Genomic DNA, 14,176 nt, shown 5'->3' with positions numbered 1-14,176 from the left:
GCGACAGCCGTTACGGTCGTCCCTACGCATCGGTTCGAGGCGTGTTGAGACACCAGGAAATCGCTGCTTAACGCTTGTTGTGTTTTTGATCGAAGGGACTGTATGGACGTGGCGACCACAACCGTTGGTGTCACCGATTTGAAGTTCCGTCTGGTGCGTGAAGACTTCGCCGATGCGGTGGCCTGGGTAGCTCGCAATCTGCCGAACCGGCCGACGGTCCCCGTCTTGGCGGGTGTGCTGCTCACCGGTTCTGACGAGGGTTTGACGATCTCGGGATTCGACTACGAGGTATCGGCCGAAGTGCAGGTTGCAGCCGAAATCGCCTCGCCCGGAAGCGTTTTGGTGTCCGGGCGGCTGTTGTCCGATATCACGCGGGCGTTGCCGGCCAAACCCGTCGACGTCAGCGTCGAAGGCACGCGCGTGTCATTGACCTGCGGTAGCGCCAGGTTCTCGCTGCCCACGATGGCTGTCGAGGATTACCCGACGTTGCCCACGCTGCCCGACGACACCGGGGTGGTTTCGGCCGATCTCTTCGCCGAGGCGATCGGTCAGGTGGCTGTCGCGGCCGGCCGCGACGACACGTTGCCGATGCTCACCGGCATTCGCGTCGAGATTTCCGGCGAGAACGTCATTTTGGCAGCGACCGATCGCTTCCGCCTCGCGGTTCGCGAGCTGACGTGGTCAACCGAATCGGCCGACATGGAGGCCGCGGTGCTGATTCCGGCCAAGACGTTAGCCGAGGCCGCCAAGGCCGGCGCCGACGGTTCCGATGTGCATCTGTCGCTGGGTGCCGGCGCCGAGGTCGGCAAGGAAGGTCTGCTGGGTATTCGCAGCAATGGCAAGCGCAGCACCACGCGCCTGCTCGATGCGGAATTCCCGAAGTTCCGTCAGTTGCTGCCGACGGAGCACACCGCAATCGCGACTATCGGTGTTGCTGAGCTCACCGAAGCGATCAAACGTGTCGCGCTGGTCGCCGACCGCGGCGCGCAGGTCCGGATGGAGTTCGCCGAAGACGTGCTCCGGTTGTCGGCCGGCGCGGACGACGTGGGACGCGCGGAAGAAGATCTGCCCGTCACCTTCGCGGGTGAGCCGCTGACCATTGCTTTCAATCCGACGTACCTCACCGATGGGCTGAGTTCGTTGCATTCCGAACGCGTGACATTCGGTTTCACGACACCCAGCCGTCCCGCAGTGTTGCGTCCGGCGGGTGACGATGACGGCAGCGTCGGCGACACGGGGCCATTCCCCGCTGCGCAGACCGATTACGTCTACCTTCTGATGCCGGTTCGGCTTCCTGGCTGATCGGCCCGACGCCACGACGGGGGCGCACATGCAATTGGGTCTGATCGGCCTGGGCAAAATGGGCTTCAACATGCGGGAACGCCTACGCGAAGGCGGGCACGAGGTCATTGGCTTCGATCCCCGCCCGGAGGTCACCGACGTTCCGACGTTAGCGGCGCTCGCGGAAGCGCTCGAGACGCCGCGCGTGGTCTGGGTGATGGTGCCGTCTGGGAGCATCACCGACGAGACCATCACGTCGCTGGCTGACGCCTTGAGTCCCGGCGATTTGGTGATCGACGGAGGCAACTCGCGGTACACCGAAGACGGACCCCACGAGAAGCTGTTGGGCGACAAGGGAATTGCGTTCATCGACGCCGGTGTGTCCGGTGGCGTCTGGGGCCTGACCGAGGGTTACGGCCTCATGGTCGGCGGCAGCAAAGAGGACGTCGCCCGTGTGATGCCGATCTTCGAAACACTGCGTCCTCCTGGCGAGGTGGGCGACGGTTTCGTCCACGCCGGGCCTGTCGGCGCGGGTCATTACGCCAAGATGGTGCACAACGGCATCGAATACGGGTTGATGATGGCGTACGCCGAAGGCTACGAGCTGTTGGCGGCCGAGGAATTGATCGAGGACACCCAGGCGGTCATCCAGGCGTGGACCAACGGCACGGTGGTGCGTTCCTGGTTGCAGCAACTGCTGGCGAAGGCGCTTAAGGAAGATCCGAAATTCACGGACATCACCGGCTATACCGAGGATTCGGGCGAAGGCCGGTGGACGGTCGAGGAAGCGATCAGCCACCGCGTCCCGATGCCGGTGATCGCGGCGTCGTTGTTCGCCCGGTTCGCCTCGCGCCAGGAGGACTCGCCCACCATGAAGGCAGTGTCGGCGCTGCGTAACCAGTTCGGCGGCCACGCCGTGCAGAGGATCAGCGAGTCTGGGTAGTTGTACGTCAGAAACCTTGCGCTTACCGACTTCCGGTCGTGGGCCCGGATCGAGATCGATCTCGATCCCGGACGCACAGTATTCGTGGGCTCAAATGGTTTCGGCAAGACGAATCTGATTGAGGCACTGTGGTATTCGTCGACGCTGGGTTCGCATCGGGTCGGCACGGACGCGCCGCTGATCCGGGCGGGTGCGCAGCGCGCGGTGGTCTCGACGATCGTCGTGAACGAAGGTCGCGAGCTCGCCGTCGACCTGGAGATCAACCCGGGGCGCGCCAACAAGGCGCGGCTCAACCGCTCCCCCGTGCGCAGCGCGCGCGAAATTCTCGGCGCCCTGCGGGCGGTGCTGTTCGCCCCCGAGGATCTCGCGCTGGTGCGCGGCGATCCGGGCGAACGGCGAAAGTATCTCGACGAGTTGGCCACCACCCGGCGCCCGCGAGTAGCGGGCATCCGCGCCGATTACGACAAAGTGCTCAAACAGCGGACGGCGTTGTTGAAATCCGCGGCCGGCGCGCGGTACCGCGGTGACCGCAGCGTGCTCGACACCCTCGATGTGTGGGACGGACACCTCGCCGCCCACGGCGCGCAGCTCATCGCCGCGCGCGTCGATCTCGTCAACCAGTTGGCTCCCGAGGTCGAGAAGGCCTATCAATTGTTGGCGCCCGCGTCACGACCCGCAGCCATCCGCTACCGCAGCGGGGTCGAAGTCGTCGAAGGCGAAGCCGCCGCCGGTACCGGAAGTGTTGAACTCTTCGAGGCCGCCCTGCTCGACGCCTTGGCGCGACGCCGCGACGCCGAACTCGAACGTGGCGTCTGTCTGGTGGGCCCACATCGGGATGACCTGGAGTTGCGTCTCGGCGACCAGCTCGCGAAAGGCTTTGCAAGCCATGGTGAGTCGTGGTCGATGGCGTTGGCGCTGCGGTTGGCGGCCTATGAATTGTTGCGCGCGGAGGGCAGCGACCCGGTGCTGCTGCTCGACGATGTGTTCGCCGAACTCGACACCGCGCGCCGGCAGGCGCTGGCCAACGTCGCGGCATCCGCCGAGCAGGTGTTGGTCACCGCGGCTGTCCATGAGGACATCCCGAAGGACTGGGACGCGACGAAAATCGAGATCGTCATGACCGACAACGACACCGGCCGAATTTCAGAGGTCAGAACGGGTGGGGGCGGAGATGACTGAAGGAAATGCGGAACCGCCGGAGCACCTGGCGCATCTCAAGGGAATGGATCTCGTCAGGCGCACACTCGAAGAGGCGCGAGGGGCGGCGCGCAGCCAAGGAAAAGATGTCGGCCGCGGCCGCGCCGCACAGCCGCGCAAGAAAGTCGCGGGCTCGAGTCGGCGCCGGTGGTCGGGGCCGGGCCCAGATTCCCGTGACCCGCAGTTGATGGGTTCGGTCACCCGCGACCTGGCCCGTAACCGCGGCTGGTCGGATCGGGTGGCCGAGGGCACGGTGTTCGGCCGCTGGCCGGCAGTGGTCGGCGAACAGATTGCGACCCATGCCACACCGACTTCGCTGAACGAGGGTGTGCTCACCGTTTCCGCGGAGTCGACGGCCTGGGCCACCCAACTGAGAATGGTGCAGGCGCAACTCCTCGCCAAGATCGCCGCCGAGGTCGGCGACGGCGTGGTGAAATCGATGAAGATCGTCGGACCCGTGGCCCCATCGTGGCGCAAAGGCCGATATCACATCGCCGGGCGAGGACCCCGCGACACGTACGGATGACGTCGATCTTTCTGTTGTCTGAGAGCCGCCAGAAGACAGGAAGCAACGTTCTCAAGCGTCATGACGCACCTCGGAGCGAGAAATTCCGCAGACGGCGCAAATAGGTGTGTGAAAACGCCGCCTCAGAATCGGTCCCGACGGTAGTTGACGGTAGACTGGTCACGGATCCGCGAGAGTCGTCATCTCTCGCTATGCAAACCCCAAGGAGACGCGTCCAACGTGGCTGCCCAGAAGAAGAGTGCACCGAAAGAATACGGTGCCGATTCGATCAAGGTTCTCGAAGGCTTGGAGGCGGTCCGCAAACGCCCCGGCATGTACATCGGTTCCACGGGTGAGCGCGGTCTGCACCACCTCGTGTGGGAGGTGGTGGACAACGCCGTCGACGAGGCGATGGCCGGGTTCGCGACGAAGGTCGATGTGCGATTGCTCGAGAACGGCGGTGTCCAGGTCACCGACGACGGCCGAGGCATCCCCGTCGAGATGCACGCGACGGGCATTCCCACCGTCGACGTCGTGATGACGGTTCTGCACGCGGGAGGCAAGTTCGAGGAGGGCGCCTATCAGGTGTCCGGCGGTCTGCACGGCGTGGGCGTCTCCGTGGTGAATGCGCTGTCGACCCGTCTCGAGGCCGACATCTTGAAGGACGGTTACGAGTGGTTCCAGACCTACGACCGCTCGGTTCCCGGAAGCCTCAAGCAGGGCGAGAAGACGAAGAAGTCCGGCACGACCATCCGATTCTGGGCCGATCCCGACATCTTCGAGACCACGAACTATGACTTCGAGACGATCGCGCGGCGCCTGCAGGAAATGGCATTCCTGAACAAGGGCCTCACCATCGAGTTGACCGATGAGCGGGTGACGGCCGACGAGATTGTCGACGAGGTCGTCAGCGATCAGGCCGAAGCCCCCAAGTCGGCTGAGGAGAAGGCCGCTGAAGCTGCCGCTCCCCACAAGGTCAAGCACCGCACGTTCCACTACCCCGGCGGTCTGGTCGATTTCGTCAAGCACATCAACCGGACGAAGTCGCCGATCCAGCAGAGCGTCATCGATTTCGACGGCAAGGGTGAGGGCCACGAAGTCGAAATCGCGATGCAGTGGAACGCCGGCTACTCCGAGTCGGTGCACACGTTCGCGAACACCATCAACACCCACGAGGGCGGTACGCACGAAGAAGGTTTCCGTGCGGCTCTGACGTCGGTGGTGAACAAGTACGCGAAAGACAAGAAGCTGCTCAAGGACAAGGATCCCAACCTGACCGGCGACGACATCCGCGAAGGTCTCGCGGCCGTCATCTCGGTGAAGGTGGGCCAGCCCCAGTTCGAGGGTCAGACGAAGACCAAGCTCGGCAACACCGAGGTCAAGTCGTTCGTGCAGAAGATCTGCAACGAGGAACTGCAGCACTGGTTCGACGCCAACCCGGCGGAAGCCAAAACAGTTGTGAACAAGGCGGTCTCGTCGGCGCAGGCGCGGATCGCAGCACGCAAGGCGCGCGAGCTGGTCCGTCGCAAGAGCGCGACCGACATCGGCGGCCTGCCGGGCAAGCTGGCCGACTGCCGGTCCACCGACCCGAGGCGGTCGGAACTGTATGTGGTGGAGGGTGATTCGGCCGGCGGCTCGGCCAAGAGCGGTCGCGACTCGATGTTCCAGGCGATCCTTCCGCTGCGCGGCAAGATCATCAACGTCGAGAAGGCGCGTATCGACCGTGTCCTGAAAAACACTGAAGTTCAAGCGATCATCACCGCGCTCGGCACCGGTATCCACGACGAGTTCGACATCGCCAAGCTGCGGTACCACAAGATCGTGCTGATGGCCGACGCCGACGTCGACGGTCAGCACATCTCGACGCTGCTGCTGACGCTGCTGTTCCGGTTCATGAAGCCGCTGGTCGAAAACGGCCACATCTTCCTGGCTCAGCCGCCGCTGTACAAGCTGAAATGGCAACGCACCGAACCGGAATTCGCCTATTCCGACCGTGAACGCGACGGGTTGCTCGAGGCCGGCAAGAAGGCGGGCAAGAAGATCAACGTCGACGACGGTATCCAGCGCTACAAGGGCCTCGGCGAGATGGACGCCAAGGAGCTGTGGGAAACCACGATGGATCCGTCGGTGCGGGTACTGCGCCAGGTGACCCTGGACGACGCGGCCGCAGCCGACGAACTGTTTTCGATTCTCATGGGCGAGGACGTCGAGGCGCGCCGCAGCTTCATCACGCGGAACGCCAAAGACGTTCGCTTCCTGGATGTTTAGTCCACGAAACACATAAGGCTGAAAACACATGACTGATACCACGTTGCCCCCAGGCGGCGACGCCGATCGCATCGAGCCGGTCGACATCCAGCACGAGATGCAGCGCAGCTACATCGACTACGCGATGAGCGTCATCGTCGGGCGCGCGCTACCCGAGGTGCGCGACGGCCTCAAGCCAGTGCACCGCCGCGTGCTCTACGCGATGTTCGACTCGGGCTTCCGGCCCGACCGCGGACACGCGAAATCCGCACGCTCCGTTGCCGAGACGATGGGTAACTACCACCCGCACGGCGACTCGTCGATCTACGACACGTTGGTCCGCATGGCCCAGCCGTGGTCACTGCGCTATCCGTTGGTCGACGGACAGGGTAACTTCGGCTCGCCGGGTAACGATCCCCCGGCCGCCATGCGCTACTGCGTTACCGGGGACGCGTTGGTGCGCTTGCCCTTTGGACAGTCGGTTCGTATCTCCGACATCGTCCCCGGCGCTCGGCCTAACTCAGACAACGTCGTGGAAGCCAAGGTGCTAGACCGCCATGGCAATCCGGTCATAGCTGACCGGCTGTTCCATTCCGGTGACCATCAGACTTACACCGTCCGCACCGCGGAAGGTTATGAGGTAACGGGGACTGCGAACCACCCGCTGCTGTGTCTTGTGGACGTCGCAGGCGTACCCACGTTGCTGTGGAAGCTGATTGAGGAGATCCGTCCTGACGATCGCGTGGTGATTCAACGCACCCCACCAATGGAAATCGGCGGCGCCGACTGGTACGACACGCTGGAAGCGCTTCTCCTGGGCGCGTTCATCAGCGAGGGATTCGTTTCAGAACGACGCGCGGGATTCAACAATCTTGACCGCGACTACTTCAACGTGGTTATTGCAGCGTACGACGCGGTCCTTGGCGGACCGCGTTACGTCTCGGAGCGGACCATCGCCTCAGGGTCGAGGCTGTTGGAGCTGGACATCCACAACTTAACCGCGTTACGTACCAGTCGTCTGGCGTGTTTGGTCGGTCAGCGCTCGGCGGACAAGGCCGTGCCCGACTGGCTCTGGAACTCTCCGGCAGCAGTGAAGCGGGCGTTCTTGCAATCGTTGTACGAGGGCGACGGATCGTGTTCTGCGCTCCCCCGCAACACGATTCAGATTTCGTATTCGACTCGAAGTGGCAGGCTGGCGAAGGACGTTCAACAGATGTTGTTGGAGTTCGGCGTGATCGCACGCCGCTACCTTCATGCCACGGGCGAGCACAAGGTCGTCATCACCAACCGCGGTCATGCTCAGATGTTCTCGACACAGGTTGGCTTCGGCGGCGCCAAGCAGGCGAAGCTATCTGCGCTGTTGGCTGCGCTGCCTGAAAAGGCCGCAGGGCTGGATACGGACCACGTGCCAGGGCTCGCAGCGTTTGTTCGCGCCCACAGCGGTGGACGTTGGGTTGATAAGGAGTGGCTGCAGAAGCACAACATCGACCGACTGTCGCGGTGGCAGCGCGGCGGTGCAGAGATCCTCAGCCGCATCAGGGACGAAGACGTCCGTTGTATCGCGACCGATCTAACTGACGGCCGGTTCTACTATGCGCGAGTCGCGTCGGTCACCGAGGCCGGCGTACAGCCGGTCTACAGCCTGCGAGTGGACACCGACGACCACGCATTCATCACCAACGGTTTCGTCAGCCATAACACGGAAGCACGTCTCACGCCTCTGGCGATGGAGATGCTGCGCGAAATCGACGAGGAGACAGTCGATTTCATTCCGAACTACGACGGCCGCGTGCAGGAACCGACGGTTCTGCCGAGCCGCTTCCCGAACCTGCTCGCCAACGGTTCAGGCGGTATCGCCGTCGGCATGGCCACCAACATGCCCCCGCACAATCTGCGTGAGCTCGGCGAGGCCGTGTACTGGTGCCTGGAGAATCACGAGGCCGACGAAGAGGCGACGCTGGCAGCGGTCACCGAACGGGTCAAGGGCCCGGACTTCCCGACCCACGGCCTCATCGTCGGCTCGCAGGGCATCAACGACACGTACACCACCGGGCGCGGATCGATCCGGATGCGCGGCGTGTGCGAGATCGAAGAGGACAATCGCGGCCGCACCGGGATCGTCATCACCGAACTCCCCTATCAGGTCAACCACGACAACTTCATCACGTCGATCGCCGAGCAGGTGCGCGACGGCAAGCTCGTCGGCATCTCCAACATCGAAGACCAGTCCAGCGACCGTGTCGGACTGCGAATTGTGGTGGAGCTCAAGCGAGATGCCGTCGCGAAGGTCGTGCTGAACAACCTCTACAAGCACACGCAGCTGCAGACCAGCTTCGGCGCCAACATGCTGGCGATCGTCGACGGGGTGCCACGCACGCTGCGGCTCGACCAGCTGATCCGCCATTACGTCAATCACCAACTCGATGTCATCGTGCGGCGCACCACGTACCGGTTGCGCAAAGCCAACGAGCGTGCCCACATCTTGCGCGGTTTGGTCAAAGCGCTCGATGCGCTCGACGAAGTGATCGCATTGATCCGGGCGTCGGAGACCGTCGACGTCGCGAGGGCCGGCCTGATCGAGCTGCTCGACATCGACGACATCCAGGCGCAGGCGATCCTGGATATGCAGCTGCGCCGGCTCGCCGCCCTGGAACGTCAGAAGATCGTCGACGACCTCGCCAAGATCGAGGCCGAGATCGCCGACCTCGAGGACATCCTGGCCAAGCCCGAGCGTCAGCGTGCGATCGTGCGCGACGAGCTCACGGAGCTCGTCGAGAAGTACGGTGACGACCGCCGGACCCGGATCATCGCCGCGGACGGAGACGTCAACGACGAGGACCTGATCGCCCGCGAGGACGTCGTCGTCACGATCACCGAGACCGGTTACGCCAAGCGGACCAAGACCGACCTGTATCGCAGCCAGAAGCGCGGCGGTAAGGGCGTGCAGGGCGCTGGGCTGAAGCAGGATGACATCGTCAACCACTTCTTCGTCTGCTCCACGCACGACTGGATCCTGTTCTTCACCACGCAGGGCCGGGTCTATCGCGCGAAGGCGTACGACCTACCGGAGGCGTCGCGCACGGCGCGCGGTCAACACGTCGCCAACCTGCTGGCCTTCCAGCCGGAGGAGCGCATCGCGCAGGTCATCCAGATCAAGACGTACGAGGATGCGCCGTATCTGGTGCTGGCCACCCGTAACGGTCTGGTGAAGAAGTCGAAGCTCACCGACTTCGACTCGAACCGCACCGGCGGCATCGTGGCGGTCAATCTCCGCGACGGCGACGAGCTTGTCGGCGCGGTACTGTGCTCGGCCGAGGAGGACCTGCTGCTGGTGTCCGCCAAGGGCCAGTCGATTCGCTTCTCAGCAACGGACGAGGCGCTGCGCCCGATGGGCCGCGCGACCTCTGGTGTGCAGGGCATGCGGTTCAACACCGACGACGAGTTGCTCTCGCTGAACGTCGTGCGCGACGACACGTATCTGCTGGTCGCGACCGCCGGTGGGTACGCCAAGCGCACCGCGATCGAGGAGTATCCGGTCCAGGGCCGCGGTGGCAAAGGGGTGTTGACGATTCAGTTCGACAAGCGACGTGGCAGTCTGGTCGGAGCGTTGATCGTCGATGACGACACAGAGTTGTACGCCATCACCTCGGGTGGAGGTGTCATCCGGACGGCGGCTCGCCAGGTGCGCAAGGCCGGGCGGCAGACCAAGGGCGTTCGGTTGATGAACCTCGGTGAGGGCACGACACTGATAGCCATCGCGCGCAATGCGGAGGAAGGCGACAGCACCGACGAGGTCAACACCGACGTCGGCGAATAGCCCAGAGTCGGACCAGTAAGGAGCCGTAGGTGACTTCACCGAACGAGCCCGGGTACCCCCGCGCGACTGAGGGGAGCGGGAACGGCTCCGGCTCGGGTCCCGACGGCGGCCCGGGATCGCGGGGTCCGCTGACCAGCGGCTCCGGGCCGGAAAGAATTGCGGACCCGAACGACGTGCCTCCTTGGCAGCGCGGGCGGGCGTCTCGACCGGACGCCCCTGTTCGACCGGATGCCCCGCGCCGCGGCGGCGGCACGACGGGCCAAACCTCCGGTATCGACGAGCGGTTGAACCGGTTCATGGCCGGCGGCACGGCTTCGACACCGCAGCAGGAGTCCGACGCGTCGGGGTGGGGAGATCCACCCGAGCCGCCTGCGCGTCCGGAGCCGACGCCGCGTCCGGAGCCGACACCGCGTCCGGAGCCGACCGCACGACCGGAGCCGACGCCGCGTCCGGAGCCGACACCGCGCGCGGAGCCGACCGCACGTCCGGAGCCGACGCCGCGTCCCGAGCCGACGCCGCGTCCCGAGCAGTACGCGAGTGAGATTCCCGACCTCTCCGGAGGGGCGCCGCGGTCAGGCCCGCGGAAGCCGGGTCCAGAGCGTGCCGGGCAGGAGCCGACGAGCCGTTCCGCTCGCCCGGCCGGCCGGGCGCCGGTGGCCAGCCGCCATCAGGGCCCGGTTCGCGCCAGCATGCAGATTCGCCGGGTGGACCCGTGGAGTGTGTTGAAGGTCTCCGCGGTGCTGTCGGTCGCGCTGTTCTTCGTGTGGATGATCGCCGTCGCGTTCCTGTACTTGGTCCTCGGCGGCATGGGCGTGTGGAGCAAGCTGAACAGCAACGTCGGCGACCTGCTGACCAGTGCGAGCGGTAGTTCCGGCGGCGAGCTGGTGTCCAGCGGAACGATATTCGGCGGCGCGGCCCTGATCGGTCTGGTCAACATCGTGCTGCTGACGGCGATGGCGACTATCGGAGCATTCATCTACAACCTCACCACCGACATCGTGGGTGGTGTGGAAGTCACCCTGGCCGACAGGGACTGAACTCCCGCGGTTTGGGCGCGGGCTTACGATTGCGGTAGTCTCGCTCCTCGGCCGTACCGGCATAACGGGGCTATAGCTCAGGCGGTTAGAGCGCTTCGCTGATAACGAAGAGGTCGGAGGTTCGAGTCCTCCTAGCCCCACGGAAAGGTTCACGCCATGAGGGTTGTGGTGCTGCTCACGACAGCGGTCGCCGCGGCTGTCGCCGTGACGATCTGGCGTTCTCGCCACGGCGTGGAGGTGTGGCACGCGGCGGCCGACGTGCCCGCCTGAATCTTCCCGTAACGGGGCCTTAGCTCAGTTGGTAGAGCGCTGCCTTTGCAAGGCAGATGTCAGGAGTTCGAATCTCCTAGGCTCCACTCACACTCTCGATACCCCACGCGCGCAACCCAGTCAGGGCCGAGGCGTGACCGGCACACTCGGCTGCAGCGTCGGCGGCTCCTCCGTCGGCGGCCGCCGCAGGATCGAGAACGCCACCGCTCCCCCAGCCACCACCGCCACTGCGAGCCCCGCCAGTAACAGCGGGCGTCTGCGACGACGGGTGCGCGCCTTCTGCAAGGCCTGAGGCAGGTTCGCCACCACCTCCTGTGCGGCGGCGAGTTCCGTTGCGATCGTGTCCTGCGCGGCAGCCAGTTCCTTGCCCAGTTGATCTTTCAGCCGACTGCGGCGGTAGACGTCGCCGATCCACGCGGCCGACGATTGCGCCCCGTCCACACTGAGACCCAACGCTCCCCGGGTCACGTCGACCGGACCGACCGCCGAATATTTGAGGCCGCGGGACAACCGCTGCCCAGGGGTCAAGCGGATATCGGTCTTCGGCATAGTGCACCTCTCTTGCGGCCTCAAGCGGATTCGATACCAGACTGCCACGCACCGCAACGCAGCGGTGCCCGTTGAGCGCCGAAGGCGGCGTGGCACACTGACATCCCGTGACGAGCCCCATACAGACAGCGACCGCGACGCTGCACACCAACCGTGGTGACATCAAAATCGCGCTGTTCGGAAATCACGCGCCCAAGACCGTCGCCAACTTCGTGGGACTGGCTCAGGGCACCAAGGACTACAGCACCGGTAACGCGTCGGGCGGATCGTCGGGTCCGTTCTACGACGGCATGGTCTTCCACCGGGTCATCGACGGGTTCATGATCCAGGGCGGCGACCCGGAGGGAAGCGGCCGCGGCGGCCCGGGCTACGAGTTCGCCGACGAGTTCCACCCCGAGTTGCAGTTCGACAAGCCGTACCTGCTCGCCATGGCGAACCGTGGGCCAGGGACCAACGGCTCGCAGTTCTTCATCACGGTGGGTAAGACGCCGCACCTGAACCGCAAGCACACCATTTTCGGTGAGGTCGTGGATCCGGAGTCGCAGAAGGTGGTCGACGCGATCGCGACGACGGCTACCGATCAGCGCGACCGGCCGACTGATCCGGTGGTCGTCGAGTCCATCACCATCGCCTGACTTCAGGAGCCGGCGAAGCCGGCAGCTGTCAGCGCGTCCAGTACGTGCAGCGGGTCTGTGCCCAGATCCCACCGGGTGAAGACAAGTAGCCGGTCATCGACCGTGTCGATCTCCAAGAGCCGCGTCTTGCGGCCGATGCGGCGGAATTCGGTGATGCGGATGAGCTTGATATCGGCCTGCCGCAGCACGGTTTCACCCACCAGACCGCGTGTAACGATGGCGTCACTTTTGATTGCCAGCTTGGGCCGGGCTCGCCACGACAAGCTTGCAAACACAATCAAGCCGACCGCGGCAATGCCTACTAGGACACGTCCCGGCGGGTCTGTGATCAGCGTCACAGCGCCTACAGCCAAGATAAGACCGCCTACGCCGAGCGCTGCGATGCCAAGAGTGGGTGGGCTCCAACTAGTTTGCTGCATGGTGTCTTAACACCCTTTTACCGTGGCTAATGAAGTTATCCACAAGTGCTATCCCCAATGGGGATGAATAACAACCGTGTGATCTGGTGACCGAAAGGTTGCTAAACGGGTAACGCGCAGAAGCGTAGATGAATTCATACTGCTCGTTGTGTCAGTCAGCGCCAGCGCATCGTGAGCAACAACCCACTGATCATGAAAGCAAACGCAATCGCGTAATTCCACGGACCAAGATCTGCCAGGAAGGGGATCGCGGAGGACGCCAGCTGGAACACCAGCAGCCACGCCAGGCCGATCAGCATCAGGCCGATGAAGAACACCACGAACCAGGTGCTCGACGGCCCGGCCTTGACCTTGACCGGGGTGCGGCTGACCGGGCTGATCGTGAAGTCGTTCTTCTTGCGAACCTTGGACTTGGGCATGCGTACCTTCGGGACAGACGGCGTCACACGGTGCGACGATGTACCTAGCGTATCGCAGGCACCACCTCCAGGAGACACGCCAATGGCGCCCACGGCCAAGTCCGCATGGCGGCTCGGCGTGCCCGTCGTGTGCCTTTTGGCCGGGCTGCTGCTGGCTGCGACGCACAACGTGTCCGACGGCGGAGAGATCAGACGCAGCGACGCTCCCCGGCTGGTCGACCTGGTGCGCGAGGCGCAGCAGTCGGTGGACCGGCTGACCGCAGAGCGCGACTCGCTGGCGAACACTCTCGACAGCCACCACGGTGGCTCGCCGGGCGCGGACGCGGCGCTCGCCGCCATCACCAACCGTTCCGCGCACTTGGCCGTCGAGGCGGGCCTTGAACCGATGCGCGGACCTGGCCTGGTGGTGACGCTCAACGACGCTCAGCGCGACGCTGAGGGCCGTTTCCCCCGCGACGCCTCCCCCGACGACCTCGTGGTGCACCAGCAGGACATCGACGCCGTGCTGAACGCGCTGTGGAGCGCGGGCGCGGAAGGCATCCAGATGCAGGACCAGCGGATCATCGGCACGTCGGCGCCACGCTGTGTCGGCAACACGCTGCTGCTGAACGGACGGACCTACAGCCCGCCATACGTCATCACCGCGATCGGTGACGCGCAAGCCATGCAGGCCGCGCTGGCCGCGGCACCATTGGTCACGCTGTACCGGCAGTACGTGGTGCGGTTCGGGTTGGGCTACACCGAGGAACCTCGTGCACAGGTCGATCTGGCGGGCTACACCGAACCGGTCCGGATGAAGTTCGCCAAGCCCGCGGGACCCGTCGGCTACTGACCCCGGGAAAGACCAGTAACCTGGG

General features: G+C 64.6%; 12 protein-coding genes and 2 tRNA genes. 11 read left to right on the top strand and 3 right to left on the bottom strand.

Translation table 11 applies throughout. The features are described 5' to 3' along the window. The first annotated feature begins 102 nt into the window (after window positions 1-102). The 9 genes from dnaN (at window position 103) to ACIA48_RS01430 (ending at window position 11,383) form a co-directional block, all read left to right on the top strand. Entirely contained in the window at window positions 103-1,302 is a 1,200-nt protein-coding gene (dnaN, locus tag ACIA48_RS01470; RefSeq protein ID WP_396726957.1) for a DNA polymerase III subunit beta, read from the top strand. A gap of 28 nt (window positions 1,303-1,330) precedes the next feature. Continuing rightward, entirely contained in the window at window positions 1,331-2,224 is an 894-nt protein-coding gene (gene gnd / locus ACIA48_RS01465) for a phosphogluconate dehydrogenase (NAD(+)-dependent, decarboxylating) (protein WP_396726955.1), read from the top strand. After that, window positions 2,225-3,403 (top strand): DNA replication/repair protein RecF, encoded by a 1,179-nt coding sequence (gene recF, locus ACIA48_RS01460; RefSeq protein WP_396726953.1) that lies wholly within the window; start codon window positions 2,225-2,227, stop codon window positions 3,401-3,403. Then, the gene (locus ACIA48_RS01455) at window positions 3,396-3,947 is read left to right on the top strand and encodes a DUF721 family protein (RefSeq protein ID WP_396726952.1); all 552 of its coding nucleotides are present in this window, start codon (window positions 3,396-3,398) and stop codon (window positions 3,945-3,947) included. Before recF ends, ACIA48_RS01455 begins: the two co-directional genes overlap by 8 nt. Window positions 3,948-4,166: 219 nt before the next feature. Next, complete coding sequence (gene gyrB / locus ACIA48_RS01450; protein ID WP_396726950.1) at window positions 4,167-6,194, top strand: DNA topoisomerase (ATP-hydrolyzing) subunit B; 2,028 nt, start codon at window positions 4,167-4,169, stop codon at window positions 6,192-6,194. Between the two features lie 28 nt (window positions 6,195-6,222). Next, a complete protein-coding gene (gene gyrA / locus ACIA48_RS01445) occupies window positions 6,223-9,990 on the top strand; it encodes an intein-containing DNA gyrase subunit A (RefSeq protein ID WP_396726948.1) in 3,768 nt (1,255 codons plus the stop codon). Between the two features lie 29 nt (window positions 9,991-10,019). Beyond that, window positions 10,020-11,027, top strand: coding sequence for a DUF3566 domain-containing protein (locus tag ACIA48_RS01440; RefSeq protein WP_396726946.1), 1,008 nt, complete (start codon window positions 10,020-10,022; stop codon window positions 11,025-11,027). 66 nt (window positions 11,028-11,093) lie between these two features. Beyond that, window positions 11,094-11,167 (top strand) — tRNA-Ile (locus ACIA48_RS01435). A 143-nt stretch (window positions 11,168-11,310) separates the two neighbouring features. Further along, window positions 11,311-11,383, top strand: a tRNA-Ala gene (locus ACIA48_RS01430). 34 nt (window positions 11,384-11,417) lie between these two features. On the opposite strand, the gene cwsA is transcribed toward ACIA48_RS01430, so the two are convergent. Further along, on the bottom strand, window positions 11,418-11,846 hold the full coding sequence (gene cwsA / locus ACIA48_RS01425; protein ID WP_396726944.1) for a cell wall synthesis protein CwsA: 429 nt from the start codon (window positions 11,844-11,846) through the stop codon (window positions 11,418-11,420). 107 nt (window positions 11,847-11,953) lie between these two features. On the opposite strand from cwsA, the gene ACIA48_RS01420 reads away from it, so the two are divergent. After that, on the top strand, window positions 11,954-12,481 hold the full coding sequence (locus ACIA48_RS01420) for a peptidylprolyl isomerase (RefSeq protein ID WP_163688787.1): 528 nt from the start codon (window positions 11,954-11,956) through the stop codon (window positions 12,479-12,481). A 2-nt stretch (window positions 12,482-12,483) separates the two neighbouring features. Here the strand turns inward: ACIA48_RS01420 and ACIA48_RS01415 are convergent, their stop codons facing one another. After that, on the bottom strand, window positions 12,484-12,900 hold the full coding sequence (locus ACIA48_RS01415) for a PH domain-containing protein (protein ID WP_396726941.1): 417 nt from the start codon (window positions 12,898-12,900) through the stop codon (window positions 12,484-12,486). A 155-nt stretch (window positions 12,901-13,055) separates the two neighbouring features. Continuing rightward, on the bottom strand, window positions 13,056-13,319 hold the full coding sequence (crgA, locus tag ACIA48_RS01410; RefSeq protein ID WP_396728432.1) for a cell division protein CrgA: 264 nt from the start codon (window positions 13,317-13,319) through the stop codon (window positions 13,056-13,058). A gap of 82 nt (window positions 13,320-13,401) precedes the next feature. Here crgA and ACIA48_RS01405 point away from each other — a divergent pair, with 82 nt between their 5' ends. After that, window positions 13,402-14,151 carry a DUF881 domain-containing protein gene (locus ACIA48_RS01405; protein WP_396726939.1) on the top strand — a complete coding sequence of 250 codons (750 nt, stop codon included), beginning with the start codon at window positions 13,402-13,404 and terminating at the stop codon, window positions 14,149-14,151. Window positions 14,152-14,176 lie beyond the last annotated feature (25 nt).

The sequence above is a fragment of the Mycobacterium sp. NPDC051804 genome, from assembly GCF_044452905.1.
GTDB lineage: Bacteria > Actinomycetota > Actinomycetes > Mycobacteriales > Mycobacteriaceae > Mycobacterium.
This window is presented reverse-complemented; position numbering and strand designations above follow the sequence as displayed.

What these genes read in the sequence shown, in the direction of transcription:
- crgA (WP_396728432.1), bottom strand. Translation starts at nt 13,319, where the DNA reads ATGCCCAAGTCCAAGGTTCGCAAGAAGAACGACTTCACGATCAGCCCG.
- gnd (WP_396726955.1), top strand. Translation starts at nt 1,331, where the DNA reads ATGCAATTGGGTCTGATCGGCCTGGGCAAAATGGGCTTCAACATGCGG.
- ACIA48_RS01415 (WP_396726941.1), bottom strand. Translation starts at nt 12,900, where the DNA reads ATGCAGCAAACTAGTTGGAGCCCACCCACTCTTGGCATCGCAGCGCTC.
- ACIA48_RS01455 (WP_396726952.1), top strand. Translation starts at nt 3,396, where the DNA reads ATGACTGAAGGAAATGCGGAACCGCCGGAGCACCTGGCGCATCTCAAG.
- dnaN (WP_396726957.1), top strand. Translation starts at nt 103, where the DNA reads ATGGACGTGGCGACCACAACCGTTGGTGTCACCGATTTGAAGTTCCGT.
- ACIA48_RS01405 (WP_396726939.1), top strand. Translation starts at nt 13,402, where the DNA reads ATGGCGCCCACGGCCAAGTCCGCATGGCGGCTCGGCGTGCCCGTCGTG.
- cwsA (WP_396726944.1), bottom strand. Translation starts at nt 11,846, where the DNA reads ATGCCGAAGACCGATATCCGCTTGACCCCTGGGCAGCGGTTGTCCCGC.
- gyrA (WP_396726948.1), top strand. Translation starts at nt 6,223, where the DNA reads ATGACTGATACCACGTTGCCCCCAGGCGGCGACGCCGATCGCATCGAG.